Origin of the sequence: Pseudomonas sp. MPDS (genome assembly GCF_013283895.1) — a bacterium.
Classification (GTDB): Bacteria; Pseudomonadota; Gammaproteobacteria; order Pseudomonadales; family Pseudomonadaceae; genus Aquipseudomonas; species Aquipseudomonas rhizophila.
Genome location: NZ_CP054128.1, coordinates 2559421 through 2586088, shown reverse-complemented (window position 1 = coordinate 2586088; position 26668 = coordinate 2559421). Strand labels below are relative to the sequence as shown.

Genomic DNA, 26668 nt, shown 5'->3' with positions numbered 1-26668 from the left:
GACATGATCAAGCGTATCGCGCAAACCGCCGGTTTCAGCGGGTTGCTGGCCGCCCTGCTGCTAACCCTCCTCCAGAGTTTCTGGGTATCGCCGCTGATTCTGCAGGCCGAAACCTACGAAAGCGCACCGGCTACCGAGCACCATGAGCACGCCGCTGGGGCCGTTCACTCCCATGATGCCCAAGCGTGGGAGCCGGAAGACGGTTGGCAACGACTGCTCTCCACCACCGGCGGCAATCTGGTGGTCGCGGTGGGTTTCGCCCTGATGTTGGCGGGCTTGTACACCCTGCGGGCGCCGACTCGCACGTCCCAGGGATTGCTTTGGGGTTTGGCCGGTTATGCCACGTTTGTCCTGGCCCCCACCCTCGGCCTGCCACCGGAGCTGCCTGGTACGGCGGCGGCCGATCTGGCCCAACGGCAGATGTGGTGGATCGGCACGGCGGCCTCCACTGCGGTAGGTATCGCCCTGATTGTCTTCGGCAGGCATTGGTTGCTCAAACTGTTGGGCGTGGCGACCTTGCTGGTGCCCCATGTCATCGGTGCGCCGCAGCCTGAGGTCCACTCGATGCTGGCGCCCGAAGCACTTGAAAGCCAGTTCAAGCTCGCCTCGCAAGTGACCAACGTCGCGTTCTGGCTGGCCTTGGGCCTGGTCAGCGCATGGTTGTTCCGGCGTGGCGACCAGGCTCAGCACGACGCATGAGCACCGGGCCGATCCTGGTGGTCGGCCTGGGCTGTCAACGCGGCTGCCCGGCCAGCACGCTGCGAGAACTGCTTGATCAGACTTTGCGGGCACACGGCATCGAGCTCTCTGAGGTTCGCGCCTTGGCCAGTATCGACCTCAAGCGTGACGAGCCGGGCCTGCTGGAGCTGGCCGAGCAACTGGAGTTGCCGCTGACCTGTTTCAATGCCGAGCAATTGTCCAGCTACCAGCAGCGGCTCAGTCACCGCTCCGAGATCGCTTTTGAACGCACCGGTTGCTATGGCATCGCCGAAAGCGCTGCCCTGGCCCTGGCCGACCGGTTGGGCGCGACACCTGCGACGCTGTTGATTCCTCGCCAAAAGACCCCAAGCGCCACGCTGGCATTGGCGGTGACGTCGTAAAACCCGATAATTCGCGCCCTGGATCATGAGCGATCTTCATTCAAAGGGTCGCCCACTCACCTTTAGGAACCGGTCATGACCGTTTATTTCATTGGCGCCGGCCCTGGCGACCCGGAACTGATCACTGTCAAAGGTCAGCGACTGATCCGCAGCTGCGCGCTGATCATTTACGCCGGCTCCCTGGTGCCCACAGCCGTGCTGGAAGGCCACAGCGCCGAACAGGTGGTCAACAGCGCCGAGCTGCACCTGGAGCAGATTATCGAGTTGATCAAGGCCGCTCACTTCAAGGGCCAGGACGTGGCCAGGGTGCACTCCGGCGACCCGAGCCTGTATGGCGCCATTGGCGAGCAGATTCGGTGCCTGCGGGAACTGGACATCCCGTTCGAGATCATCCCCGGCGTGACCGCGACCTCCGCCTGCGCCGCCCTGCTGGGCGCCGAACTGACCTTGCCGGACGTGTCCCAAAGCCTGATCCTCACCCGCTACGCAGACAAAACCGTGATGCCCGCCGGCGAAGAACTGGGCAGCCTGGCGCAGCACGGGGCGAGCATGGCGATTCATTTGGGCGTCAATCATCTGGAAAAAATCGTCAGCGAACTGCTGCCCCACTACGGCGTGGATTGTCCGATCGCAGTGATTCACCGGGCGACATGGCCGGATCAGGATTGGGTGGTGGGTACGCTGGCTGACATTGCCGAAAAGGTCCAGGCCAAGGGCTTTCGACGCACGGCGCTGATCCTGGTGGGACGCGTGCTGGGTAATGATGTGTTCAGTGAGTCGTCGCTCTACCGCGCCGGGCACGCGCATCTCTACAGGCCCTGAAAATACAACTTTAAGAGCGAGCTTGCTCCCACAGGGATTTGCGGCGATTAAAAAATCGAACATCACCGCCGCCCCAATGTGGGAGCGAGCCTGCTCGCGATAGCGGTGGATCAGCTTGCGCGGATGTCGGATCCACCCATAAAAAAACGGCGCTCACGGGCGCCGTTTTTTCTATCCGCAGCGAACACCTATCAGTAGTAGGCGTTTTCTTTCTGCGTGTGGTCGGTCACGTCGCGCACGCCCTTGAGCTCCGGGATACGCTCGAGCAAGGTGCGCTCGATGCCTTCCTTCAAGGTCACGTCGGCCTGGCCGCAGCCCTGGCAACCGCCGCCGAACTGGAGCACGGCGATGCCGTCTTCCACCACGTCGATCAGCGAAACCTGGCCGCCGTGGCTGGCCAGCCCAGGGTTGATTTCGGTTTGCAGGTAATAATTGATGCGCTCGTTGACCGGGCTGTCGGCATTGACCATCGGCACCTTGGCGTTCGGCGCCTTGATGGTCAACTGGCCGCCCATGCGGTCGGTGGCATAGTCGACCACCGCGTCGTCCAGGAACGCTTCGCTGAACGAGTCGATGTACGCGGTGAAGCTCTTGAGCCCCAGCGCGGTGTCTTCAGGTTTCTCTTCCCCCGGCTTGCAGTAGGCAATGCAGGTTTCAGCGTACTGGGTGCCGGGCTGGGTGATGAAGATGCGGATCCCGATACCTGGGGTGTTCTGCTTGGACAGCAGGTCGGCCAGGTAATCGTGGGCGGCATCGGTAATGGTAATGGCGGTCATGGAAACTCCTCGCAGGCTTGTCGGCAGTTTACGCCAATCATCGCGCCGGACAAAGTCCTAGTATTTTTGTCAGGAAAGCGCCCGGATATCCTGGTCAGAGGTTCTGATAACGATTCATGTCCAGCACCCCACTTTCCAGCGGCTGCGTCTCCTGCAGGTAGTGGCTCAGGTCATGGAAGTACCGCCAGAACTGCGGGTGACTGCGCCGAATGCCCCAGCGCTCGACAACCCGCTCGAACGCCTGTCCGTCCCGGGCGCCCTCCATGGCGTCGACAAAGGCCGGCACTTGCTCGGCGGGGATGTTGAAGATGAAGTTCGGATAGCTGCTCAGCACGCCCGGATAGACCGTCAAGGTGTCCAGCCCCGGTTGGTATCGCAGCGCCTCGCCGAGCAAAAATGCCACGTTACTGTGAGCGCGGTTGCGCAGCAGGCTGTAGACCTCACGGCGACCGCTGACGGTTTCGACGCGCAACATGGTCGCTTCCGGCAACTGGTTGATGACGCTCAGGCCCGCCGCCGGTCTGGAAGCCAGGCGACTGAGGGCCTGTTCGGCGTTCTGTAAGGCCGGATCAATGTTCGGACGCGAGCAATAGGCGCCATTACACCGGTTGATCGGATCGGGCCGCGCGTTCAAGTCGCCATAACGAACCAGCAATTGCTGGACGAAATCGCGCTTGGGATCATCTTCGTCAAGCTTGAGCGCGGTGGGTTTATCGTCGTCGATAGCCTCGTAATCGAGCCACATCTTGAATTTTCCGCCCGACTGATACCAATCGTTGAGGTAGTCCTCGCGGGAATCGGCTGGCATCAGGCGCAGGAAGTTCTGCTCCGCACCGTTGCGAATCAGGTCGAAATACAGTCGCGTCTGGGCCTGGTGGGACACGTTGCCGAACACGTCGAAGTTCACCGCCAACTGATAATAAGTGCGCTCCAGCAATGGAAAGTCGAACAGCCACATCGTCTGTGGCACCTCGCCAATCAGGCCCTTGGTGACCGAAGCACTGTCGAAATGCCGGAAAATGCTCAGCAAGGCATTGTCGTTGCCGGCCCACAGCGTCGACCAACTGGGCGCAGGCAGGTCGGCGTAGTTGTCGCGACGCAAGGCTTCGTACTCGTTGCGCTTGTCCCGGTAGTCCAGCCACAGGCTCAGGACGCTGCCCACGTCGTCATTCTGCCCCGGCATCGCCAGCAACGGTGTGGCCTGGCCGCGGTAATTGGGGTCGGTGATGTACAGATCATTTTCCGGGGCCTGGAACAACGCCCAGAAGTTGTCGCGAATCACGTCCGTGGCGATCTGGCCCCGGCAAACCGGGCCGCGGATAAATGTGCGCACGAAATACTCGGCGTTATCGAGCATGAACTGATAGCGGGCCTGGGCCGGGATCGCCTCGAAGGTGGAAAACGGGTTGGCCCGGCGCTCCGGGCCGTACCCTGGCAACGCAGTGACCTGCCATCTGCCGCTGTAGAACAGGCTCTTGATCCGCGCCATTTTCGCCGCGCTCAACCCGTAGGTAATGTGGGTCTTGTGCACGATCACCCCTTGTACCGGCCAGAGCCGGTAATACACACGGGTGCCAGGGTCATCGTTCGGGCGGCGGGTGTTGATCAGATCGATTGGCTGGCCGGTAGGCGTGCGCGAACGTACCCACTGGAAGAAATGCCCCGGCTCGCCATCCTTGAAATAGATGTGCGCCAGAAACCAGTGCTCAAACAACCACCGGCCCACTAGGCTTTCCCGGGCGCCGGGGGCGTTGAGCAGGTTTTCCCACTGCACCACCTGCAACGCTTCGGCGGCGCTCGGCGCCAGCGCTTGCTGATCGATGGGTGCACCCGCGGCCAGCCAGCGCTGCAAGGTCTGATATTGCTGGTCGGTCAGGCCAGTGACCGCCAGAGGCATGCCTTCCTTGGGATGCGCGGCGGCGTACTCGTCGAATTGCCCCGGCATCGGGCAGCTGTTGTCACGCTCAAGCCCAAGCACGATGTCCTGGGGCAGCTTGGCGTTGGGCTGCAACGGTGTGTTGTGGCCCAGTTCGAGCATCTGCGCCATCAGCGCGGCCTGGCTGCCTTGAGCATCCAGCACGGAGTAGAAGCCTTTGCGCTGCCAGGCCCGCTGGCCGGAGGCGTCATAGAACAAACGGGTGGGTTCGGCAGCCTGGCGTCGTTCACCGTCATAGACTGGCAGCTTGCTCGCGCCCCGGGACACGCCTTCGCCACTGCCCAGGTTCAATTGGCACGCAGAGTCATAGCAGGCGTGGCAGGCGACGCATTTTTCCGTGAAGATCGGCTGGATATCGCGAGTGTAGGAAATCGCCGGGGCGGGATCCTTTGCCACTGAGTGAAAAGACAACAGCAGCAACAGACTGCCGAATAAGACGCGGTACGGCATGTCTCGGGTCCTAAGAGATAATCCGGCGATTCTACCGGGCCGCCATCGCGATGCAAACATGAGCAGGATTCATGCAAAAGCCACCCATGATCAAATCCTGTACAGGTTTGCTATCATCCCCGCCTTCGTAATGGTCTTTTTCCAGGTAGTCCTATGTCCGATCGCAGCGCTCGCCTTTATCTTCTCCAGCAGGCCCTCAAGGAACGCATTCTGATCCTCGACGGCGGCATGGGTACGATGATCCAGAGCTACAAGCTTGAGGAACAGGACTATCGTGGCAAGCGTTTCGCCGACTGGCCGAGCGACGTCAAGGGCAACAATGATTTGTTGGTCCTGAGCCGTCCGGATGTGATCGGCGCCATCGAAAAAGCCTACCTGGATGCCGGTGCCGACATTCTGGAAACCAACACCTTCAACGCCACCCAGGTGTCCCAGGCCGACTACGGCATGCAGGGCCTGGCCTACGAGCTGAACCTGGAAGGCGCGCGCCTGGCCCGCAAGGTCGCCGACGCCAAGACCCTTGAAACACCGGACAAGCCGCGCTTCGTAGCCGGCGTGCTGGGCCCGACCAGCCGCACCTGCTCGCTGTCGCCAGACGTGAACAACCCCGGCTACCGCAACGTGACCTTCGACGAGCTGGTGGAGAACTACACCGAGGCCACCAAGGGCCTGATCGAAGGCGGCGCCGACCTGATCCTCATCGAAACCATTTTCGACACGCTTAATGCCAAGGCAGCGATTTTCGCCGTGCAAGGGGTGTATGAGGAATTAGGCGTCGAACTGCCGATCATGATCTCCGGCACCATCACCGACGCGTCCGGCCGCACCCTGTCCGGCCAGACCACCGAAGCCTTCTGGAACTCCGTCGCCCACGCCAAGCCGATTTCCGTTGGGTTGAACTGCGCCCTCGGTGCCAGCGAACTGCGCCCGTACCTCGAAGAACTGTCGAACAAGGCCAGCACCCACGTATCGGCGCACCCGAACGCCGGTCTGCCCAATGAATTCGGTGAATACGACGAACTGCCGGTGGACACCGCCAAAGTCATCGAAGAGTTTGCCCAAAGCGGCTTCCTGAACATCGTCGGCGGCTGCTGTGGCACCACCCCGGCGCACATCGAAGCCATCGCCAAGGCCGTGGCCGGCTACGCACCGCGCCAGATTCCGGAGATCCCGCGGGCTTGCCGCCTGTCGGGCCTGGAACCGTTCACCATCGATCGCAGCTCCTTGTTCGTCAACGTCGGTGAGCGGACCAACATCACCGGTTCGGCCAAGTTCGCCCGCCTTATCCGCGAAGACAACTACACCGAAGCCCTGGAAGTGGCCCTGCAGCAGGTCGAGGCCGGCGCCCAGGTGATCGACATCAACATGGACGAGGGCATGCTCGATTCGAAGAAGGCCATGGTGACCTTCCTCAATCTGATTGCCGGCGAACCGGATATTTCCCGCGTGCCGATCATGATCGACTCCTCCAAGTGGGAAGTGATCGAAGCGGGCCTCAAGTGCATCCAGGGCAAGGGCATCGTCAACTCCATCAGCATGAAGGAAGGCGTCGAGCAGTTCATCCATCACGCCAAGTTGTGCAAACGCTACGGCGCCGCCGTGGTGGTGATGGCCTTCGACGAAGCCGGCCAGGCCGATACCGAAGCGCGCAAGAAGGAAATCTGCAAGCGCTCCTACGACATCCTGGTCAATGAAGTCGGCTTCCCGCCGGAAGACATCATCTTCGACCCGAACATCTTCGCCGTCGCCACCGGTATCGAAGAGCACAACAACTATGCCGTGGATTTCATCAACGCCTGCGCCTACATCCGCGACGAACTGCCTTATGCGCTGACCTCGGGTGGCGTGTCCAACGTGTCCTTTTCGTTCCGGGGCAACAACCCGGTGCGCGAGGCGATTCATTCGGTGTTCCTGCTCTATGCAATCCGCTCGGGCCTGACCATGGGCATCGTCAACGCCGGCCAACTGGAGATCTACGACCAGATCCCGGTGGAACTGCGCGACGCGGTGGAAGACGTGATCCTCAACCGCACGCCTGAAGGCACCGACGCCCTGCTCGCCATCGCCGACAAGTACAAGGGCGACGGCAGCGTCAAGGAAGCGGAAACCGAAGAGTGGCGTGGCTGGGAAGTGAACAAGCGCCTGGAACACGCGCTGGTCAAGGGCATCACCACGCACATCGTCGAAGACACCGAGGAATCGCGGCTGTCGTTCGCCCGCCCGATCGAAGTCATCGAAGGCCCGTTGATGGCCGGCATGAATATCGTCGGCGACCTGTTCGGCGCCGGCAAAATGTTCCTGCCCCAAGTGGTGAAGTCCGCCCGGGTGATGAAGCAGGCCGTGGCCCACCTGATTCCATTCATCGAGGCGGAAAAAGGCGACAAGCCGGAAGCCAAGGGCAAGATCCTCATGGCCACGGTCAAGGGCGACGTCCACGACATCGGCAAGAATATCGTCGGCGTGGTGCTCGGTTGCAACGGCTATGACGTGGTCGACCTGGGCGTGATGGTGCCGGCAGAGAAGATCCTGCAGGTGGCCAAGGAGCAGAAGTGCGACATCATCGGGCTGTCCGGCCTGATCACTCCGTCCCTGGACGAGATGGTGCATGTGGCCCGCGAGATGCAGCGCCAGGATTTCCACCTGCCCCTGATGATCGGTGGCGCCACGACCTCCAAGGCCCACACGGCAGTGAAAATCGAACCCAAGTACAGCAACGACGCGGTGATCTACGTCACCGACGCCTCGCGCGCCGTGGGCGTGGCCACCCAGTTGCTGTCCAAGGAACTCAAGCCGGCATTCGTCGAGAAAACCCGCCTGGAGTACATCGACGTTCGCGAGCGCACCGCCAACCGCAGCGCCCGTACCGAACGCCTGAGCTACCCGGCCGCCGTGGCGAAAAAACCGCAGTTCGACTGGAGCAGCTACCAGCCGGTCAAGCCGACCTTTACCGGCGCCAAGGTGCTGGACAACATTGACCTCAACGTCCTGGCCGAATACATCGACTGGACACCGTTCTTCATTTCCTGGGACCTGGCCGGCAAGTACCCGCGCATCCTCACCGACGAAGTGGTCGGAGAAGCGGCTACTGCCCTGTACGCCGATGCCCGGGCGATGCTGCGCAAGCTCATCGACGAGAAACTCATCAGCGCCCGCGCCGTGTTCGGCTTCTGGCCGGCCAACCAGGTGCATGACGACGATCTGGAAGTCTATGGCGAGGATGGCAAGCCACTGGCCCGCCTGCATCACCTGCGCCAGCAGATCATCAAGACCGACGGCAAGCCGAACTTCTCCCTGGCCGACTTCGTCGCGCCCAAGGACAGCGGTGTGACCGACTACGTGGGCGGTTTCATCACCACCGCCGGCATCGGCGCCGAAGAAGTCGCCAAGGCCTACCAGGAAGCCGGCGACGACTACAACTCGATCATGGTCAAGGCCCTGGCCGACCGCTTGGCCGAGGCCTGCGCCGAATGGCTGCACCAGCAGGTGCGCAAGGAACATTGGGGTTACGCCAAGGACGAAAGCCTGGACAACGACGCCCTGATCAAGGAGCAATACACCGGCATCCGCCCTGCCCCCGGTTACCCGGCCTGCCCGGATCACACCGAAAAGGCCACCTTGTTCCGCCTGCTCGACCCCGAGGCCAGCGAACTGAAGGCTGGACGCAGCGGCGTATTCCTCACCGAGCATTACGCCATGTTCCCGGCGGCAGCCGTCAGCGGCTGGTATTTCGCCCATCCCCAGGCGCAATACTTCGCCGTGGGCAAGATCGACAAGGATCAGGTCCAGAGCTATACCGCGCGCAAAGGCCAGGACTTGAGCGTGACTGAGCGCTGGTTGGCGCCGAATTTGGGTTACGACAACTAAGAGCCTTAAAGGATCGCAGGCTCCTACAGGGTTTTGTGTATTGCTGTAGGGGCTGCCGCAGGTTGCGATCTTTTGTCTATGCTTGTTCCAAACCCATGGCAGACGAGGGATTTATGGACGATCCGATCGACAACAAGCCGCCGACCCTGTGGCAGATGGTGCACAGTGTGCTGGCTGCCGCCTTCGGCGTGCAGAGCGGCAAGAACCGCGCCCGTGATTTCACCCACGGCAAGCCGAGTCACTTCGTGGTATTGGGCATCGCCTTCACGGTGATCTTCGCCCTGACACTGTTTGGCATCGTCAAGCTGGTGGTGCATCTGGCGGGGTTGTAAATCTGTCTACGACACACATCCCCCCCTGTGGGAGCGAGCCTGCTCGCGATAGCGGTTTGTCAGTCACTTCATGATTGACTGAACCACCGCTATCGCGAGCAGGCTCGCTCCCACCGTTTTTTCACCACCGCTCTATTGGTGACTGACCCAGAACACCGCAGTGCCCACCACCAGGATAATCAGGAACAAAATGGCCCAGGCATCAACAGTACTGTCGCTTTTCCTTGCTTTGGTCGGATTGCTCATTGCATCGCCTCTTGTCGGTTTTGTAGGTGATTGCATAGGGACTCGACCACAGTTAAGACGATGATTGCCCGCACGACAAATGTGGGTTAGGCAATAATCAATCCCATTAGTCGATTTGGTTCTTTACATATACTCAAACATCACTTTTGCGCATAACTCAAAACAGGTATCTTGCACCGGCTCCTGTAGGAGTGCGCGGCCGTGCGCGCAGAATTGCCGAGGCAGAATCCGATTCCAGCGAGCCAACACGCAGCTGTTTCTGATCGGCCCAAGCCTGAGAACGAGACTTATATGTACGTATATGACGAGTACGATCAGCGGATCATCGAGGACCGCGTCAAGCAGTTCCGTGATCAGACCCGACGCTATCTGGCAGGCGAGCTGAGCGAAGAAGAATTCCGCCCTCTGCGTTTGCAGAATGGCCTGTATATCCAGCGCTTCGCCCCGATGCTGCGCGTAGCGGTGCCCTATGGCCAACTGACCTCGCGTCAGGTGCGCATGCTGGCCAAGATTGCCCGCGACTACGACAAAGGCTATGCCCACATCAGTACCCGCCAGAACGTCCAGTACAACTGGCCGGCCCTGGAAGATGTGCCCCAGATCCTGGCTGAACTGGCCACCGTGCAGATGCACGCGATCCAGACCAGCGGCAACTGCCTGCGCAACGTCACTACCGACCAATTCGCCGGTGTCGCGGCCGATGAGTTGATCGACCCGCGCCCTTGGTGCGAGATCGTTCGCCAGTGGACCACCTTCCACCCGGAATTCGCCTACCTGCCGCGCAAGTTCAAGATCGCCATCAATGGCTCGACCTCGGACCGTGCGGCCATTGAAGTCCATGACATCGGCCTGGAGACGGTCTACAACGCCGCCGGCGAGCTGGGCTTCCGTGTGCTGGTGGGCGGCGGCCTGGGCCGTACGCCGGTGGTCGGCGCGTTCATCAACGAGTTCTTGCCATGGCAGGACCTGCTGAGCTACCTCGACGCCATCCTGCGGGTGTACAACCGCTACGGCCGTCGTGACAACAAGTACAAGGCGCGGATCAAGATCCTGGTCAAGGCCCTTACGCCAGAAGTGTTCGCCGAAAAGGTCGAAGCCGAAATGGCTCACCTGCGCGGCGGCCAGACCACCCTGACCGAAGCCGAAGTCCATCGCGTAGCCAAGCATTTCGTCGACCCGGACTACAAGGCCCTGAGCAACCAGGACGCCGAGCTGGCCGCGCTCGACAAAGAACATCCGGGCTTCGCCCGCTGGCGCACCCGCAACACCCTGGCCCACAAGAAGCCGGGCTACGTCGCGGTGACCCTGTCCCTGAAGCCGACCGGCGTCGCGCCGGGCGACATCACCGACAAGCAGCTGGACGCCGTGGCCGATCTGGCTGAGCGCTACAGCTTCGGTCAACTGCGCACCTCCCACGAACAGAACATCATCCTGGCGGACGTTGAACAGAGCCAGTTGTTCACCCTGTGGGGCGAGTTGCGCGAGCAAGGGTTCGCCACGCCGAACATCGGCCTGCTGACCGACATAATCTGCTGCCCGGGCGGCGATTTCTGCTCCCTGGCCAACGCCAAGTCGATCCCTATCGCCGAGTCGATCCAGCGTCGTTTCGACGACCTGGACTACCTGTTCGACATCGGCGAGCTGGACCTGAACATTTCCGGTTGCATGAACGCCTGTGGTCACCACCACGTCGGCCACATCGGCATCCTGGGCGTGGACAAGAAAGGCGAGGAGTTCTACCAGGTCTCCCTGGGCGGCAGCGGTAGCCGCGACGCCAGCCTGGGCAAGATCCTCGGCCCATCGTTTGCCCAGGACGACATGCCTGACGTGATCGAGAAGCTGATCGACGTTTACATCGAACAACGTACCGAAGACGAGCGTTTCATCGACACTTATCAACGTATCGGCATCGACCTCTTCAAGGAACGCGTCTATGCAGCGAATAATTAAGAACGACGAGGTTATCGACGAAACCTGGCACCTGCTGCCCAAGGACGCGACCCTCGATGGTATTTCCAACTGCGACGACCTGATCGTGCCCCTGGCCCTGTGGCGCGATCATGCTCACGCCCTCAAGGCCCGCGATGGCGGCCTGGGTGTGTGGCTGGACGCCGACGAAGAGGCGGAGGAAATCGGTGATGACGCCAATCAGTTCCAGGTCATCGCCCTGAACTTCCCGGCCTTCACCGACGGTCGCAGCTACTCCAACGCTCGCCTGCTGCGTGAGCGTTATGGCTTCAAGGGCGAATTGCGGGCGATTGGCGATGTGCTGCGCGACCAACTGTTCTACATGCGCCGTTGCGGTTTCGACGCCTTTGCCTTGCGCGCCGACAAGGACCCCTTTGAAGCCCTCGAAAGCCTCAAGGATTTCTCGGTGACCTACCAGGCTGCCACTGACGAACCGTTGCCGTTGTTTCGTCGTCGCTGAAACCTGATACAAAAAAAGCCCTGATCCGGGTGTTCCGGTTCAGGGCTTTTTTATGGATGGATGATTGGTGCGGAACCTGATCTTCAGCCCACCCTGAACCCAATGTGGGAGCGAGCCTGCTCGCGATAGCGGCTCGCCTGAGCAGGTGATGCTGGATGAACCACCGTCATCGCGAGCAGGCTCGCTCCCACAGTGTTAGCCGTTACCAGAACCGCTGCTGGGTCAGGCGGCTCCACCAACTGAGCAGCACCCGGTCCACCGAACCACTGGCCGCCATGCCAATACGCTCCTGCAAACTTTTGCGCTCGGCGTAGTGCAAGTGGTACAGCTCGGCACTCTTGGCTCGTTCGGCCAGGTATTCATCGCTGGTTTTCAGCTCGTCCACCAGGCGCTTGTCCAATGCTGCGACGCCCAGCCAGACTTCGCCAGTCGCCACTTCATCAATGGCCAGTTGCGGACGGTAGTTGGACACGAAGTTCTTGAACAACTCATGGGTGATGTCCAGGTCTTCCTGGAACTTCTCCCGACCCTTCTCGGTGTTTTCGCCAAACACCGTCAACGTGCGCTTGTATTCACCGGCCGTCAGCACTTCAAAATCGATGTCGTGCTTCTTCAGGAGACGGTTGACGTTTGGCAACTGGGCCACGACGCCGATGGAGCCAAGAATGGCAAAAGGCGCGCTGATGATCTTCTCGCCGATGCACGCCATCATGTAGCCGCCACTGGCCGCGACCTTGTCGATGCACACCGTCAGCGGCACGCCGGCCTGACGGATCCGGGCCAGTTGCGAGGAGGCCAGACCGTAGCTGTGGACCATGCCGCCACCGCTTTCCAGGCGCAACACCACTTCATCCTTCGGGGTCGCCAGGGTCAGCAATGCGGTGATTTCATGACGAAGGCTCTCGGTGGCCGAGGCTTTGATGTCACCGTCAAAATCCAGCACGAATACCCGAGGCTTGGCCGCCGGCTTGTCCTTGTGTTTCTTGGCGGCCTTTTCAGCCTTGCCTTCGGTCTTGCGCAGGGCCTTGAGCTGGTCTTTATCCAGCAGCGTCTGCTCCAGGCGCTCACGCAGTCCCTTGTAGAAGTCGTTGAGTTTGCTCACCTGCAACTGGCCGGCAGACTTGCGCCGGCCCTTGCTGCGCAGGGCAGCAAAACTGGCCAGCACCACCAGGATGGCGATCACCAGCGTCACGGTCTTGGCCAGGAAACTGGCGTATTCGATGAAAAACTCCACGATGGCTCCTAATAAATTCAAAACGCCGCTCAAGGGCGGGCACTCAACACGTTCAGCATACCCATGCGCCTGCGCCACGACCAGCCGTGAAACCTGTGGTTACCTTAACGGGAGCGCAGCTGGACAAGGCTGTAACAGGCATTTCAAACAAGCGTATGTTTTTTCATTGACAGCTCACCGCCATCCTCATAACCTCGCCAAACCTTCAACGTACCGGGATGACGCGGACGTGGGCAGTATCTATCTGATTCGACATGGCCAGGCCTCCTTTGGTGCGGACGACTACGATGTCCTTTCGCCAAACGGTGTACGCCAGGCGCAAGTGCTGGGCAGCCACCTGGCCGAACTGGGTGTCGTGTTCGATCGCTGCCTCTCGGGCGACCTGCGTCGCCAGCAGGATACCGCCACCGGTGCGCTGGGCCAGATGTCCGCCGCCGGGCTGCCGGTTCCCGGGCTGGAGATCGATTCGGCGTTCAATGAGTTCGATGCCGACGCGGTGATCCGCGCCCTGCTGCCGGACATGCTGCCCCAGGAACCCGAAGCCCTGTACATTCTGCGCAATGCCGCACAGAACCGCGCCGAGTTCCAGCGCATCTTCGCGTTGATCATCGAGCGCTGGCTCAGCGGCCAGTACGACCCGCCCGAACTGGAAAGCTGGCTGGGTTTCGTCGAACGCGTGCAGACCGGCCTGCAGCGCATTCTGGAGCAAGCCGACAATTCCCAGAAAATCGCCGTGTTCACTTCCGGCGGGACCATCACCGCCCTGCTCCACCTGATCACCCAGATGCCTGCGCGGCAGGCCTTCGAACTGAACTGGCAAATCGTCAACACCTCGCTCAACCACCTGAAATTCAGGGGCCGCGAGGTGGCCCTGGCTTCCTTCAACAGTCATGCCCACCTGCAACTGCTGAAGGCCCCGGACCTCATCACCTTTCGCTGAGTCCGGATCACTGTAGACCCTTGCTGTATAACCCAAATAAGGATCGAAACCATGACCTCCGTAGCCGACGCCGTACAAGCCATGAAAGCCAAGTTCAACCCTGCCGCCGCTGCCGGCCTGGACCTGGTATTTGGTTTCAACATCACCGACGAAGACAAGCAATACGCCCTGATCGTCAAGGATGGCACCTGTGAGCTGCAAGAAGGCGAAAATGAGAACGCCAACTGCACGCTGATCATGGACAGCGAAACCCTCAAGGGCATCGTCAGCGGCGATACCGACGGCATGCAAGCGTTCATGGGCGGCAAGCTGCGCGTCGAAGGCGACATGATGCTGTCGATGAAGCTGTCCGAATTGTTCCCGGCCTGAGTCTGCTTGCCCTTTCTACGGGCGCCCTGGCTGCAAACGAATCCCGCCTCTGTGGCGGGATTTGTGTTTTTACTTGAGCATTTCCACTGGCCGATCCATCGCTATCGCGAGCAGGCTCGCTCCCACAGGGGATCTGGAGCGACGCTCAATCCTCATCACCCGGAGCAATTGTGGGAGCGAGCCTGCTCGCGATAGCGCCGGTACATTCAGCAAAGGACCCTGCGGTAGTTCGCAGGTGTCGTACAATCCCCGCTTTCCCCGTATCGGCCTGACCATGGACATCGACCTCGCCCGCACCTTTCTGGAAATCGTCCGCCACGGCAGCCTCGCCGCCGCGGCCGACAAGCTGCACGTCACCCAGACGGCTATCACGGCGCGAGTCCAGAAGCTTGAAAGCCAGCTTGGCTGCGTGCTGTTTGTGCGCAACCGTGCCGGCGCGCGCCTGACTGCCGACGGTGAAACGTTCGTGGTGTATGCCAATCAACTGGTGCAGACCTGGGAAGCGGCCCGCCGAGACCTGCCCTTGCCCGAAGGCTTTCGCAACGTTTTGCACCTCGGTGGCGAGGTCAGTCTATGCAACCCCTTGATGCTCGCCTGGGCCGAGGAACTGCGCCATAAAATCCCCGGCCATGCCCTGCGCATGGACATCCGCGATGGCGAAAAACTGCTGCAACAACTGGAACTGGGCCTGCTGGATGCCGCCGTGGTGTATCAGCCCGAATACTGGCCGAGGCTGCAAGTGGAACAGTTGCTGGAAGAGAAACTGATCCTGGTGCGCCTGGCGACCCGTCCAGAGCCCTACGTGTACATCGACTGGAGTGCCGACTTCCGTCGTCAGCACGACACTGCGCTGCCGGACAAGGCCAAGGCGGCTGTGACCTTCAACCTCGGCCCCCTGGCCCTGCAGTACATCCTGGAGAACGGCGGCAGCGGCTACTTCCGGACCCGAGTGGTGCAAAGCTACCTGGACAGCGGCATCCTGGAGCGGGTGCCCAAGGCGCCGGAATTCAACTACCCGACTTACCTCGTGTACTCCAGGGATCGGGATTCGGCGGCGTTGCAGCAAGCGTTCGAAGTGCTGCGCCAGATCGTCACGACCGGCAGCGACTGGTCCCAGCGCTGGGACCCGCTGACCTGACGAGTCTGCCGAAAAAAGCCCTCCTGCAAGCAGAGGGCTCCTCACCGACAGCCCGGCCCTAGGACTATCCCTGCAAGTACTGCGCGATCTCGTCCTTGACCTGCAAACGTTTCTCCTTGAGCGTCTTCAGGGCAACATCGGACAGTGCCGCGGAGGACGGTTTCTCGGCGTCGACCACTTCGGCATCTATTTGGGAATACTTGAGAAGTAACGAGTCGAGCCTGGGATTCTCGCTGCGCTTTTGCTGGATGTCGTCTTTTGTGCAGTTGAGATCCTGGCACAAATCGTGGATCACCGGCATGGAACACCTCCTTTGGTAGAACGATGGCTAACGCCTTCTACGGCGCTCGTCGACTATCAGAATGGCCTCGCCGACGGGGTTCTGTCGACCGCCAATCCGACCAGCGGTGACCGTTCGTCGTACCGCACCGCTTTGCAATCAAACCTTTGTCCGCCCGCCGCTCTCCATTGAACAGGACGACACAAGTCCCTTGTACAACCTGTGTGGAGACTTACCTATGGACGGATTCAACCTGCGTCAACTCGGCCTGGCAGTTGCCTTGAGCACCAGTATGGGAATGGCTTGGGCCGCGACTTCCAGCGACTTCGTCGACAACGCGGCGGCCGGTGGTATCGCGGAAATCGAAACCAGCAAACTGGCCCTGGAAAAAAGCAGTTCGGCGGACGTCAAGGAATTCGCCAACATGATGATTTCCGACCACACCAAAGCCAACGAGGAGTTGATCTCGCTGGCGAAAAAACACGATATCGAAGTGCCGGACGAAACCACGCTGGTGAAAAAGGCCAAGGCCAAGATTCTCGATATGCGCGAGGAATCGTTTGATGCGGCCTACGCCAACAACCAGGTGATGGCCCACGAAGAAACCATTGCCCTGTTCAAGAAAGAAGCCGAGACCGTCACTGACGACAAGAAGCCCGGCAACACCGAGCTGAAGGCGTTCGCGCAAAAAATGCTTCCAGACTTGGAAAAACATCTGGAAATGGCCAAGAAACTCCAGGCCGCTCATCCAAGTAAATAGCAGAGAATGTAAAAAAAGCCCGATCATAACGTAGGGTTTAACGAGATCATCAGCCTGACCGAGAAGCCCTGCTGGTTTAATCTGGCAGGGCATTCTTGGTTTCAAACGTGAGGACCTCTCAGCATACCGAAATGCCTCTGAGCAACTTCGAGAAGCGCCCCCTTGATATTTTACTTCACCAAAAAGAGAGCATTAGTCCTGACCCAGTGAGGAGTTGCTCTCTTTGCCATTCGCCGTTATTAAGGTTATTGAGTTATGGGGCTGACATTGGCCGCTGGGCTAAGAAAATCAATGTGATAACCACTAGAGCCATCTCCGATAGCCAAGTGAACACCGCCGACACCCTCATTCAATTGCGAGTTCATCTTGTAATCTATAAGAGGCGCTATTTCATCGTTGACACCGATGGCGAATTCGGTTAATTCGAGACCTCGAGTTCCTGCGGCCATTTTCAAGACTTCTATATATTCACCATTACCAGTTCGTAGAGACGTTACCTTATTCTCCACGACAGTCAGCAATCCTCCGTTCTCAGAAAGGGTATCAGATAGCTGCTGAAGTTTCATTTTCATATCTTCGGGCAACATCGGATTAGGCTTTCTCAGGATAGTCAGAATTCCAGAAATATTTAGCTCCCCACTAAAAAAAAATGGGCAGGGTTCTTGAGGCTTCATGTGAGCATAATGAACTTCGAAAAATTCGGCGACGGAATGTATGAAATCGCCAGAGACATCCTCGGCAATCAGCGCATAAGGCTCTGACTTGGGCAATAGAGTAACGCGCCCGCAAGAACCGTTGCCTGTAACTGAAAACAAATCATAAGAATTAAGCATATTTAATACGGCGCGCTGTTTTTTCAGCGCCTTCTTGAAATCGCTATTTAGCAATAAATTCAGACTATAACTTGCACAACTCAGGGAGGGCTCGAAAACTTGTGCAGCACAAAAAACACTTCTCTTTCTGGGTGTGGCTTGCGCAATCTCTAATGTGAGTTTGGCGGCACTGTTGCTGAAGGAGAAAATTATGCTATTGCGAGGCAGAGCTTCGACCTTGGTGATATGCGCAGTTTTTAGCCCTTGATTAGAACACTTGTTAAGAAATTGCTCTGAATCGGCGACAACCCAGAATTCCTCAGCGCCAAAAAGTGTATGGATATTTGTCATGGACGACATAAAGTAGCTCCTTATGAAAAAGGGTGGCTGATCCATGCCACCCTTCTGAATCAAACGATATCAATCACCCATATAGGCCCAAGCCAATGGAGCCCACCCAAAATTTTCTGGACCTGAGGTAATACGATTAAGTTTTTCCTGAATTACTTTCTGCTTCTTCATAGTTTCACCTTTACCTTATTTCCCCCTTGCGGCTCAAGGGGGTGGTCGTATTAGTTCAAATTCATGCTGATTTTTAAATGATTTTTTGATCGCTTTTTAGAACCAATACTTCTACTGAGAATAGCAGACAATAAAAATAGATTATTTATGTAGGAAGCATCTGTAGCTGAGTTCTGAAAACACCAAAATCCGCCTTATTAAGTTGTTTGTTTGGTCTAGTGTTGATAGGTTTTTCCTCCGACTGTTCAAGCCGTAGCAAACACTGATTCAAAGGGGCCAATAATGGGTGTTACCAAGAAATACCTGACTGACGTCGCGCTTCAGCAGGCGTTATCCATTACAGATCTGACTGAGGCGCACTCGCCCGCACATGCAGTCCGCCTGATCATGAACGAAATAATTGAAGGGCTGGTCAGTGCTGGGTGGCCGCAGGCTCTAATACAGACCGGCCCACGAATCGTATCCGCCGAAGAGAACTACGGACTGCTCGGTTATGACCCGGCAGAAATCACTCTAGGCAGCGAACACACCCGGTGGATAGACGAACATTCACTGTTGCGTACACAAACCACTAGCCAGATTCCAATTGTGCTGCAACGTTCGGCTCAGGAACGCAAGCCTGGAGAGGTCATTTTGCTGGCCGCTCCGGGCATCACGTTCCGCCGCGACAGTCGTGATCGTTGGCACTGCGCCGAGCCACATCAGATGGACATATGGGTGCTGGGTGAACCCGAGCTCTCGGCGCGCGGACACCTTTTGCGCTTGGTCGGCGATATCCTTGGGGTCGCCGTCCCCGATAAACCTTGGGTTTACAGCGACAGTCCGCATCATTACACCGAAGGTGGCATTGAGGTGAATGTGATAAACGATGGTTCTGCTGTCGAAGTGCTGGAGTGTGGGCTTATTGCCACTTCGTTATTGCAACGGCTGGGAATCGATGCGCAGCGTCATGGCGGTCTGGCGTTGGGGATGGGGCTGGACCGGTTGACTATGCTACGAAAGGGAATCCCGGATATTCGCCTGCTGCGTGACCCTAATGAGCGAGTTCAGGCCCAGATGCAAGATTTACGTCCTTGGAGTACGGTTTCGCGTTTGCCTTCAATTACTCGGGACATTTCAGTGGCCGTGACTCCGGGTTTGAGTGAGGAAGTACTGACTGAGAAAATGCTCCAGGCGGCTGGCGACTGCTCTGGTTGGATTGAGGAGATGCAAGTCAAAGGTCGTTGGACTTCGTCTGAATTACCACCACAAGCCATCGAGCGACTCGGGCTGTTACCCGGCCAGGAAAATGCTCTGTTGCGCGTCGTATTGCGGGATTGCTCGCGGTCAATCACGACTGCCGAGGCCAATGCATTGTATGAAAAAATCCAGTCGGCATTACATGAAGGCAAGCCGGGGGCTGGGTATCGGATGGACCTGTCGCCTCACTCATCCACTCAATAGATGCGCCAGCCACCCAACGGCGTCGTGAAATCCGAAAGCCCAGCTTCAAGAAAAGAAGCAGGGCTCATTGGCTAACCGCCATCCGTATCGATATCGGCGTCAGTGCTCTCACCGGATTCCGGGCGGTCCGGGTCAGGCTTGAAGCCAGGGCTGAAGGTGTTGTCGTTGTCCTGGTGGTGATTTTTTTGATCGACTTCGCTGTCGGCGCTTTGGGCCTTGCCTGCCCCAGCCGGGCTGACTGGCTGGGTGCCAGCGGGCTCAGGGGAAACCTGAGGATCGATCGCCGGATCATTGCGCGGTGACGGGGCCTGCGTCTGGCCTTGTTGCTGGGTGTTTGCAGGATCTTGGTTCATAGGCACCTCATTCATGACAGGCCGGATTGATGACCGGTCATGGTCATTTGAAGGTGGCATGGCGGCTTCGGTTCCATTTGTTTAGCGCGCCGCGATCAACTGCCCAACACAGTCCTCACCATGGTGATCAAGGCATCCGGGCCGTAAGGTTTGCTCAGCAGATGGGTATCGGGGCTCAACTGGTGGTTGCGGGAGATGATGTCCCGGGTGTGGCCCGAGGTGAACAGTATGGGCATAGGCGGAGTCTGTACCCTGGCCCAGGCCGCCAGGTCAGAGCTCTTGATCAGGCCAGGCATGACCACATCGGTAAAAATCAGATCCACCGAGGCACCTTCGAGCAAAAGCGCCATGGCCGCATCAGCGTTGGCGGCCGTGAGGGTCCGATAACCGGACTGTTCCAGCAGCTCCACCGACGCGCTGCGCACCTCTTCGTTATCCTCCACCACCAGAATCGTCTCTTGCCCACCGGTCAGAAGCGGGCTGTGTGGGGCCTCTTCACCTGTTTCAGGTTGCCGACTGCGGGGGAAATACATCTGCGCTCGCGTGCCCTCTCCCACGTCACTGGTAATCTCGATATGCCCGCCACTTTGCTTGACGAACCCGAACACCATGCTCAACCCAAGCCCGGTGCCCTGGCCGTCAGTCTTGGTGGTGAAAAACGGCTCGAACACATGGTCCAGGACATCGGGTGGCATGCCCGCGCCGCGGTCGATCACCGACAGGCGCACATAGTCACCGGCCGGAATGTCTTTACCGGCGCAGGACGATTCGTCGAGCACGATGTTTTCGCCGATCAGGCCGATGGTGCCCTCACCACACATGGCATCGCGGGCATTGATCGCCAGGTTCAGCAAAGCGTTTTCAAGCTGATTGCGATCGACGTGGATGCACCAGGGCTCGGCGGGCAAGGTCACTTCGATCTGGATGGTTTCGCCCAAGGCCCGCTGCAACAATTCGCCCAGACCGTCGAAGATTCGTCGTGGGTTGTAGACCGCCGGTGACAACGGTTGGCGGCGGGCAAACGCCAGCAATTGCGAGGACAGTTTGGCGCCCCGTTCCACCGCTTCAATGGAGGCACTGACCCGCCGCTGCACATTGGCGTTGTGCGGTTCGTGGCGAGCCAACAGGTGCAGGTTGCCGGCGATCACCTGCAGCAAGTTGTTGAAGTCATGAGCCACACCGCCGGTGAGTCCGCCAATGGCTTCGAGTTTCTGCGACTGGCGCAACTGCTCTTCGGCCGTCAACCGCGCATGCACTTCCTCGGCGACACGCTGCTCCAGATCACGGGTGAACTTGAGCAGCGATGCTTCAGCCGCCTTGCGTTCGTTGATATCAATCAGCACACCGGGGAAACGCAACGGCCGGCCCAACGTATCGAATTCACATCGGCCGCTGGCCAGCACCCACAGGTAATCACCGCCGAGTCGACGCACCCGATACTCAGCGTTGTAGGGTGTTCCGGTGCGCAAGGTCAGTTCGACCCGCCGGTTCACCTCCTCCAGGTCATCGGGGTGGATGTTCTGGCGGGCAATCTCGACAGGCAGTGCATCCAGAGGCGTGTCTGGCGGGTAATTGAACGTGCGGGAAAAACGCTCATCGCCGGAAAGTGTGTCGTTCTGGATGTCCCAGACAAACGACCCCAGCAGTGGCCCGGCCGAGAGGGCCAACTGAATGCGCTCGTTGACGGCGCGGTAGCTGCGTTCGGCCTCCTGGCGGGCACGCTCGGTCAGCACAAGCTCGGTGGTTTCCACGACGATCGCCAAAACGCCGCCCGGAGACTGATCATCGTCGGGCACCGGGCTGTAATAAAGGTCCATCCAGACATCTTCGGGCTTGCCATTGCGTAGCAGTACCAGCTCTTTGCTGCGATAGGACAAGGTGCCACCAGCCAGGCAGACATCCAGTACGTGCCGATTGAATTCGGCCACCTCCGGCCAGCCCAACTCTACCGCGCAGCCCAGCAGGTACGGATGGCGCCCGCCGGCGAACTCGGCATAAGCATCGTTGTAGATCATGAAGCCCTGACGGCCCCACAACATGACCATCGGCAAAGGCGACGCCAGCAGCACCTGGACTGCGCTGCGCAGACTGGCGGACCAGTGCTCGATGGCGCCCAGTTCGGTCTGGCTCCAATCGAACGACCGGATACGCCCGGCCATTTCACCGCCCCAACCGGGGCATCCATGATTCTGGGATAAGAACTGCATGAGTCGATTCTGAACCTCGAAAATGCCAGCAGGGAATCGGCATACCACAAGTCCCTTGTGCTCAGAGCTTCGAGCGCTGCGCTGGCGTTTGGTTTCATGGGCAGGTCATGATGCAAACCTGTCCAGACTGGGAACATGCTTGCTGGGTGGCAGCTGGGTTCAGCGGAAATCGCGGCTATGCACCTGGATACCCGCCAGCAACTCGGTCAGGTCGCTCAGGCGGCCGGCGATCAGGTGACGAACCTCACCGACACTTTCCCAACGCCCGTCGACCCTGAGCAATTGCGAACCCACCAACGCTTTGCGTTGGCGCTCGGCCAGATCGCGCCAGACCACCACATTGAGGTTGCCAAACTCATCCTCCAGGGTGACAAAAGTCACGCCGCTGGCCGTACCTGGCCGTTGGCGGCCGGTGACCAGCCCGGCGACGCTGACGTTGCGGCCATGCTCCACATCCTGCAGCTCCCGCGAGCTGCGACAGCGCCGGGCGCGCAGTTCGGGGCGCAGCAAAGCCAGTGGATGGGGGCCCAGTGTCGTACCGACGCTGGCGTAATCGGCGAACAGATTCTCCCCCACCGTAGGTTTTGGCAGGTCCACGGGCGGTTCTTCCTGGCTGGGCAAACCGGCGAACAAGCCCAGCTGTTTCTGTACCCCGGCCACCTCCCAGCGAGCGCGATGACGATCACCGGCCAAGCCCCGCAAGGCACCGGCGTCGGCCAGTTGCGCCTGGGCCCGGGCATCGAGTTGCGCGCGCTCGCCAAGGTCGGCCACGTCACTGAAGGGCCGATGCCGGCGGGCCGCTTCGATACGATGGGCATCCTCTTGGCGAAAGCCCTTGATCATGCGCAAACCCAGGCGAAGCGCCGGTTGTCGGCCTTCCATGGGTTCGAGGCTGCAATCCCAGTCACTGGCGCGCACGTCCACCGGGCGGATCTGCAACTGATGCCGGCGGGCATCCTGCAGAATCTGGTCCGGGCTGTAGAACCCCATGGGCCAGCTGTTGATCAGGGCACAGGCGAACGCCGCCGGTTCATGGCATTTGAGCCAACTGCTGGCGTAGGTCAGCAAGGCGAAGCTGGCGGCATGGGATTCGGGAAAACCGTAATTGCCGAACCCCTTGATCTGTTCAAAGATCTGCGCGGCGAATTCGGCGGTGTAGCCGTTTTTCGCCATCCCCGCCGCCAGGCGTTCCCGATGCGGTTCCAGGCCGCCGTGACGTTTCCAGGCAGCCATGGAACGACGCAGCTGGTCAGCTTCGCCGGGGCTGTAATCCGCCGCAACGATGGCGATCTGCATGACCTGCTCCTGAAACAGGGGCACGCCCAAGGTGCGCTTGAGCACTTCTTCCAACGCTTTGGAGGGGTAAGTCACCGCTTCTTCCTTGTTTTTACGCCGCAGATACGGGTGCACCATCCCGCCTTGGATCGGCCCCGGTCGCACGATGGCCACTTCAATAACCAGGTCATAAAAGGACTCGGGTTTGAGCCGAGGCAACATCGCCATCTGTGCGCGCGACTCGATCTGGAACACGCCAATGGTGTCGGCGCGGGTGATCATCTCGTAAGTGGCCGCGTCGTCCTTGGGCAACGTCGCCAAGGTGTAGTGCTGGCCGCGGTACTGCGCGATCAGATCAAAACAGCGACGAATTGCGCTGAGCATGCCCAAGGCCAGGATATCCACCTTGAGCAACCCGACCGCGTCCAGGTCGTCCTTGTCCCACTGGATGATGGTGCGCTCGGCCATAGCGGCGTTCTCCACCGGCACCAGAGTGTCCAGAGGCTGTTCGGAGATCACGAAGCCGCCAGGGTGCTGGGACAGATGCCGGGGAAAACCGATCAGTTGTTGGGTCAGGCTCAGGACCCGGCGCAACACCGGGCTGTCCGGGTCGAAGCCACCTTCGCGCAGGCGATCCACTGGCGGCGCCTCGTCACTCCAGCGCCCACAACAGTCGGCCAGCGCGTTGACCTGATCCGGCGGCAAGCCCAAGGCCTTGGCGACGTCCCGCACCGCGCCGGCACCGTGGTAGCTGCTGACCACCGCCGTCAATGCCGCACGATGGCGGCCGTAGCGCTGGAACACGTACTGCAGCACTTCTTCGCGACGCTCGTGTTCAAAATCGACGTCGATGTCCGGCGGCTCGTTGCGCTCCCGGGACAGGAATCGCTCGAACAGCATGCTGGTCTGGCTCGGGTCGATTTCGGTGATCCCCAAGGCGTAGCACACCGCCGAGTTGGCCGCCGAGCCGCGCCCCTGGCAAAGAATATTGCGGCTGCGGGCGAAGCTGACGATGTCCTGCACGGTGAGGAAATAGCTGTCGTAGCCCAGATCGGCGATCAGAGTCAGTTCTTTATCGATTTGTACCCGTACTTTGTCTTCCACACCCTTGGCCCATCGCTCGCGCATACCGCGTTCGGTCAATTCCCGCAGCCAGGACGCTGGATCATGCCCCTCAGGCACCAGTTCACGGGGGTATTGATAACGCAGTTGGCCAAGGTCGAACGTACAGCGCCGGGCGATGTTCAACGTTTCGTCGAGCAAGGCGCGCGGGTAGATTTCGGCCAGGGCCGGGAGACTGCGCAGGTGGCGCTCGCCGTTGGGGTGCAGGCGCTGGCCGGCCTCGGCCACCGTGACGTGGTGCCGGATGGCGGTCATGGTGTCCTGCAGGGCGCGCCGGCCGCGCACATGCATGTGCACGTCTCCCGTGGCCACGGCCGGAAGGTCCAAACGCTCGGCCAGCGCCAGCAAGTCCGCCAGCCGACGCCGGTCGTCCTGCCCGCAATGCAACTGGACCGACAGCCACAAGCGCTCGGCGAATATCTTCCGCAACCAGCGCCCCTGCTCTTCGGAATCGTTGTCACCGGGCACCCACAACGCCAGCAACCCCGGCAAGGGCTCGTCGAAGTCTTCCCGCACGATGCGATAGCGACCTTTCTCGCTGCGGCGGCGGGCGCGGGTGATCAGCCGGCACAAGGCTTGATAGCCTTGCAGATTTTCCACCAGCAGCACCAGTTTCGGACCGTTCTCGATCTGGATCTCACTGCCGACGATCAAGTGCAGGTCCAGCTCCCGGGCAGCCTGCCAGGCTCGGACAATCCCGGCCAGGGTGCACTCATCGGTGATTGCCAGGGCCTTATAACCTTGTTGTTGCGCACGACGGCACAGCTCCAGGGCGCTGGAGGCACCGCGCTGGAAACTGAAGTTCGACAGGCAATGCAGCTCGGCATATTCGATGTTCATGCGAACCAGCCCTGCAGCCACAGCGGGCCACCCTCGCCCACCGGTCGATAGGCCCAGCCCCGTTGGCCCGCGCGGGTTTCGATCAGATAGTAATCACGGCGCACGTCGGCGCCGTCCCACCAGCCGGACTCGATGCGCTCCGGGCCCATGAGGATTCGCGCCTGGCTCTCCTGCAAGGCCTGGGGTTCGTCCAGCAGCCAGCCGGGACGCCGGACGCCCTCGCGCACCGGACATGCCTGGGGCTGGCGCTGAGAGGTCATCTGCCAGGCACATTCAGGCCGATGGTCATCGCGAAACCCCAGGCCCTGCACTGCGTCGTCCCCCAACCGGGCCCGCAGCCGCTCGCGCAATTGCTCCCAAGGCAAGGACTGTTGAGGACGCTCGTCGAACAGCTCCAGGCGTTGGGGCACGAAACTGGGCAGGTCTTCGGCACACAAACGAAAGCCACGTACCGGTGCCTCGACCTGCACCTGTTCCAGCCGACCACGGGCCAGTTCGAAAAGCATCGCAGGATCCCGCTCGGCGCTGAGCAAGCCGACCTTGATCAGCGTGTCCGGCAACCCGGCGTGTTCCAGGTGCAGGTCAAAGCGTTGCACGCCGCTGTCGCGACCGCACAGGAAAGCCGAGAGATCACCGGTCAACCGGCGCAACGGAAACAACAACGCCTGGTGGGATTGCACGTCGTAATTGAGCTCGATGCGCACATCGAAACGGTCCGGCGGCAGGTAAAACGACAGCGCCAGGGTGCGGCTGCCCGTCAGCGCGTCAAGATGCTTGAGCACCTGGGCCTCAAAACGCCGCGCCAGGGTGTGTCGGGGCAAGGCCTGGACCTGGCTCAACTGGCGCAGCCCCATGCGTGACAGTGCCGTGGCGACGTCGGGTTCCAGGCCGATACGCTCCACCGGCATCTGCCCCAGGCAGGCTTGCAGGGTTTCAATATCGGGCACCACCAGGGCGTCGTAGGCATTGGCCAACACCCGCGCCGCCACCGGGTTGGGGGCGGCGACAATGCGATGCCGGAATCCCAGTTGCGTCAGCTCGGCCCGCAGGCGCTTCTCGAACACCGGCCAGGGGCCGAACAGGCCCAGGCTCGACTCGATCTCGAACACCACCGTGCGCGGGTAATGCACGCTGACCTGGGAGCTGAAACGGTAGGCCCAGGCCGCCAGGAACTGTTGCCAGTGTTCGATCTGCGCCGCATCGTATTCGGCCGTGGCAAACCCTTTGCTCAGGGCCTGGGCGGCCGTCATGGTCTGGCCGGGGCGCAAACCCAGGGCCCGTGCCGGGTCATTGACCGCTTGCAGGACCCGGCGCTGGGCCGGACCGGTCAACAGCGCCAAGGGCTCGTCGGGATCGGGACGCTGACGCAGCGCGGCGTCCAGCGCCAGTTGCGGGAAGAGTATGCAGACCCAGCGCATC

At 60.0% G+C, this 26668-nt stretch carries 21 protein-coding genes; 12 read left to right on the top strand and 9 right to left on the bottom strand.

Annotated features, from left to right (window positions below):
• Window positions 1-3 precede the first annotated feature (3 nt).
• From HQ912_RS11450 to cobM, 3 genes are all read left to right on the top strand, one after another.
• Window positions 4-699 (top strand): CbtA family protein, encoded by a 696-nt coding sequence (locus tag HQ912_RS11450; protein ID WP_047227827.1) that lies wholly within the window; start codon window positions 4-6, stop codon window positions 697-699.
• Complete coding sequence (locus tag HQ912_RS11445) at window positions 696-1100, top strand: cobalamin biosynthesis protein (protein ID WP_076384038.1); 405 nt, start codon at window positions 696-698, stop codon at window positions 1098-1100. Before HQ912_RS11450 ends, HQ912_RS11445 begins: the two co-directional genes overlap by 4 nt.
• 75 nt (window positions 1101-1175) lie before the next feature.
• A complete protein-coding gene (gene cobM / locus HQ912_RS11440; protein ID WP_173406791.1) occupies window positions 1176-1922 on the top strand; it encodes a precorrin-4 C(11)-methyltransferase in 747 nt (248 codons plus the stop codon).
• 191 nt (window positions 1923-2113) lie between these two features.
• On the opposite strand, the gene nfuA is transcribed toward cobM, so the two are convergent.
• Both nfuA and HQ912_RS11430 read right to left on the bottom strand, forming a co-directional pair.
• The gene (gene nfuA / locus HQ912_RS11435) at window positions 2114-2698 is read right to left on the bottom strand and encodes a Fe-S biogenesis protein NfuA (protein WP_003182850.1); all 585 of its coding nucleotides are present in this window, start codon (window positions 2696-2698) and stop codon (window positions 2114-2116) included.
• Between the two features lie 94 nt (window positions 2699-2792).
• Complete coding sequence (locus HQ912_RS11430) at window positions 2793-5084, bottom strand: fatty acid cis/trans isomerase (RefSeq protein ID WP_173406790.1); 2292 nt, start codon at window positions 5082-5084, stop codon at window positions 2793-2795.
• A 153-nt stretch (window positions 5085-5237) separates the two neighbouring features.
• Here HQ912_RS11430 and metH point away from each other — a divergent pair, with 153 nt between their 5' ends.
• From metH to HQ912_RS11410, 4 genes are all read left to right on the top strand, one after another.
• Window positions 5238-8948 carry a methionine synthase gene (metH, locus tag HQ912_RS11425; protein ID WP_047227823.1) on the top strand — a complete coding sequence of 1237 codons (3711 nt, stop codon included), beginning with the start codon at window positions 5238-5240 and terminating at the stop codon, window positions 8946-8948.
• 113 nt (window positions 8949-9061) lie between these two features.
• Window positions 9062-9280: a DUF2970 domain-containing protein gene (locus HQ912_RS11420; protein WP_047227822.1), complete on the top strand. Its 219-nt coding sequence runs from the start codon at window positions 9062-9064 to the stop codon at window positions 9278-9280.
• A 537-nt stretch (window positions 9281-9817) separates the two neighbouring features.
• Entirely contained in the window at window positions 9818-11476 is a 1659-nt protein-coding gene (locus HQ912_RS11415; protein WP_047227821.1) for a nitrite/sulfite reductase, read from the top strand.
• A complete protein-coding gene (locus HQ912_RS11410; RefSeq protein WP_047227820.1) occupies window positions 11460-11954 on the top strand; it encodes a DUF934 domain-containing protein in 495 nt (164 codons plus the stop codon). The genes HQ912_RS11415 and HQ912_RS11410 overlap by 17 nt, the downstream gene beginning before the upstream one ends.
• A 202-nt stretch (window positions 11955-12156) precedes the next feature.
• Here the strand turns inward: HQ912_RS11410 and sohB are convergent, their stop codons facing one another.
• Window positions 12157-13188 (bottom strand): protease SohB, encoded by a 1032-nt coding sequence (sohB, locus tag HQ912_RS11405; RefSeq protein WP_047227819.1) that lies wholly within the window; start codon window positions 13186-13188, stop codon window positions 12157-12159.
• A 229-nt stretch (window positions 13189-13417) separates the two neighbouring features.
• Here sohB and HQ912_RS11400 point away from each other — a divergent pair, with 229 nt between their 5' ends.
• The 3 genes from HQ912_RS11400 (at window position 13418) to HQ912_RS11390 (ending at window position 15635) form a co-directional block, all read left to right on the top strand.
• A complete protein-coding gene (locus HQ912_RS11400; RefSeq protein WP_047227818.1) occupies window positions 13418-14128 on the top strand; it encodes a histidine phosphatase family protein in 711 nt (236 codons plus the stop codon).
• A 51-nt stretch (window positions 14129-14179) separates the two neighbouring features.
• Window positions 14180-14497, top strand: coding sequence for an SCP2 sterol-binding domain-containing protein (locus tag HQ912_RS11395; protein WP_076384034.1), 318 nt, complete (start codon window positions 14180-14182; stop codon window positions 14495-14497).
• A 274-nt stretch (window positions 14498-14771) separates the two neighbouring features.
• A complete protein-coding gene (locus HQ912_RS11390) occupies window positions 14772-15635 on the top strand; it encodes a LysR family transcriptional regulator (RefSeq protein WP_047227886.1) in 864 nt (287 codons plus the stop codon).
• A gap of 64 nt (window positions 15636-15699) precedes the next feature.
• Here the strand turns inward: HQ912_RS11390 and HQ912_RS11385 are convergent, their stop codons facing one another.
• Complete coding sequence (locus HQ912_RS11385; protein ID WP_047227816.1) at window positions 15700-15936, bottom strand: YdcH family protein; 237 nt, start codon at window positions 15934-15936, stop codon at window positions 15700-15702.
• Window positions 15937-16153: 217 nt separating this feature from the next.
• Between HQ912_RS11385 and HQ912_RS11380 the strand changes: the two genes are divergently transcribed.
• Complete coding sequence (locus HQ912_RS11380; RefSeq protein ID WP_047227815.1) at window positions 16154-16675, top strand: DUF4142 domain-containing protein; 522 nt, start codon at window positions 16154-16156, stop codon at window positions 16673-16675.
• Between the two features lie 245 nt (window positions 16676-16920).
• Here the strand turns inward: HQ912_RS11380 and HQ912_RS11375 are convergent, their stop codons facing one another.
• The gene (locus HQ912_RS11375) at window positions 16921-17847 is read right to left on the bottom strand and encodes a hypothetical protein (RefSeq protein ID WP_173406789.1); all 927 of its coding nucleotides are present in this window, start codon (window positions 17845-17847) and stop codon (window positions 16921-16923) included.
• 444 nt (window positions 17848-18291) lie between these two features.
• On the opposite strand from HQ912_RS11375, the gene HQ912_RS11370 reads away from it, so the two are divergent.
• Window positions 18292-19452: a hypothetical protein gene (locus tag HQ912_RS11370; protein WP_173406788.1), complete on the top strand. Its 1161-nt coding sequence runs from the start codon at window positions 18292-18294 to the stop codon at window positions 19450-19452.
• A gap of 71 nt (window positions 19453-19523) precedes the next feature.
• Here the strand turns inward: HQ912_RS11370 and HQ912_RS11365 are convergent, their stop codons facing one another.
• From HQ912_RS11365 to HQ912_RS11350, 4 genes are all read right to left on the bottom strand, one after another.
• Window positions 19524-19805: a hypothetical protein gene (locus HQ912_RS11365; protein WP_047227813.1), complete on the bottom strand. Its 282-nt coding sequence runs from the start codon at window positions 19803-19805 to the stop codon at window positions 19524-19526.
• A gap of 95 nt (window positions 19806-19900) precedes the next feature.
• Window positions 19901-22012, bottom strand: a complete 2112-nt coding sequence (locus HQ912_RS11360) for a PAS domain-containing sensor histidine kinase (protein ID WP_107322648.1) — start codon at window positions 22010-22012, stop codon at window positions 19901-19903.
• A gap of 159 nt (window positions 22013-22171) precedes the next feature.
• Entirely contained in the window at window positions 22172-25249 is a 3078-nt protein-coding gene (locus HQ912_RS11355; protein ID WP_173406787.1) for an error-prone DNA polymerase, read from the bottom strand.
• Entirely contained in the window at window positions 25246-26667 is a 1422-nt protein-coding gene (locus HQ912_RS11350; protein ID WP_047227810.1) for a Y-family DNA polymerase, read from the bottom strand. The genes HQ912_RS11355 and HQ912_RS11350 overlap by 4 nt, the downstream gene beginning before the upstream one ends.
• Window position 26668 lies beyond the last annotated feature (1 nt).

Coding starts and splice junctions, on each gene's coding strand:
- metH (WP_047227823.1), top strand. CDS start 5,238: ATGTCCGATCGCAGCGCTCGCCTTTATCTTCTCCAGCAGGCCCTCAAG.
- HQ912_RS11375 (WP_173406789.1), bottom strand. CDS start 17,847: ATGTCGTCCATGACAAATATCCATACACTTTTTGGCGCTGAGGAATTC.
- HQ912_RS11420 (WP_047227822.1), top strand. CDS start 9,062: ATGGACGATCCGATCGACAACAAGCCGCCGACCCTGTGGCAGATGGTG.
- HQ912_RS11380 (WP_047227815.1), top strand. CDS start 16,154: ATGGACGGATTCAACCTGCGTCAACTCGGCCTGGCAGTTGCCTTGAGC.
- HQ912_RS11415 (WP_047227821.1), top strand. CDS start 9,818: ATGTACGTATATGACGAGTACGATCAGCGGATCATCGAGGACCGCGTC.
- HQ912_RS11365 (WP_047227813.1), bottom strand. CDS start 19,805: ATGAACCAAGATCCTGCAAACACCCAGCAACAAGGCCAGACGCAGGCC.
- HQ912_RS11350 (WP_047227810.1), bottom strand. CDS start 26,667: ATGCGCTGGGTCTGCATACTCTTCCCGCAACTGGCGCTGGACGCCGCG.
- HQ912_RS11445 (WP_076384038.1), top strand. CDS start 696: ATGAGCACCGGGCCGATCCTGGTGGTCGGCCTGGGCTGTCAACGCGGC.
- HQ912_RS11450 (WP_047227827.1), top strand. CDS start 4: ATGATCAAGCGTATCGCGCAAACCGCCGGTTTCAGCGGGTTGCTGGCC.
- HQ912_RS11430 (WP_173406790.1), bottom strand. CDS start 5,084: ATGCCGTACCGCGTCTTATTCGGCAGTCTGTTGCTGCTGTTGTCTTTT.
- HQ912_RS11360 (WP_107322648.1), bottom strand. CDS start 22,012: ATGCAGTTCTTATCCCAGAATCATGGATGCCCCGGTTGGGGCGGTGAA.
- HQ912_RS11410 (WP_047227820.1), top strand. CDS start 11,460: ATGCAGCGAATAATTAAGAACGACGAGGTTATCGACGAAACCTGGCAC.
- HQ912_RS11395 (WP_076384034.1), top strand. CDS start 14,180: ATGACCTCCGTAGCCGACGCCGTACAAGCCATGAAAGCCAAGTTCAAC.
- HQ912_RS11390 (WP_047227886.1), top strand. CDS start 14,772: ATGGACATCGACCTCGCCCGCACCTTTCTGGAAATCGTCCGCCACGGC.
- HQ912_RS11355 (WP_173406787.1), bottom strand. CDS start 25,249: ATGAACATCGAATATGCCGAGCTGCATTGCCTGTCGAACTTCAGTTTC.
- HQ912_RS11385 (WP_047227816.1), bottom strand. CDS start 15,936: ATGCCGGTGATCCACGATTTGTGCCAGGATCTCAACTGCACAAAAGAC.
- HQ912_RS11370 (WP_173406788.1), top strand. CDS start 18,292: ATGGGTGTTACCAAGAAATACCTGACTGACGTCGCGCTTCAGCAGGCG.
- cobM (WP_173406791.1), top strand. CDS start 1,176: ATGACCGTTTATTTCATTGGCGCCGGCCCTGGCGACCCGGAACTGATC.
- nfuA (WP_003182850.1), bottom strand. CDS start 2,698: ATGACCGCCATTACCATTACCGATGCCGCCCACGATTACCTGGCCGAC.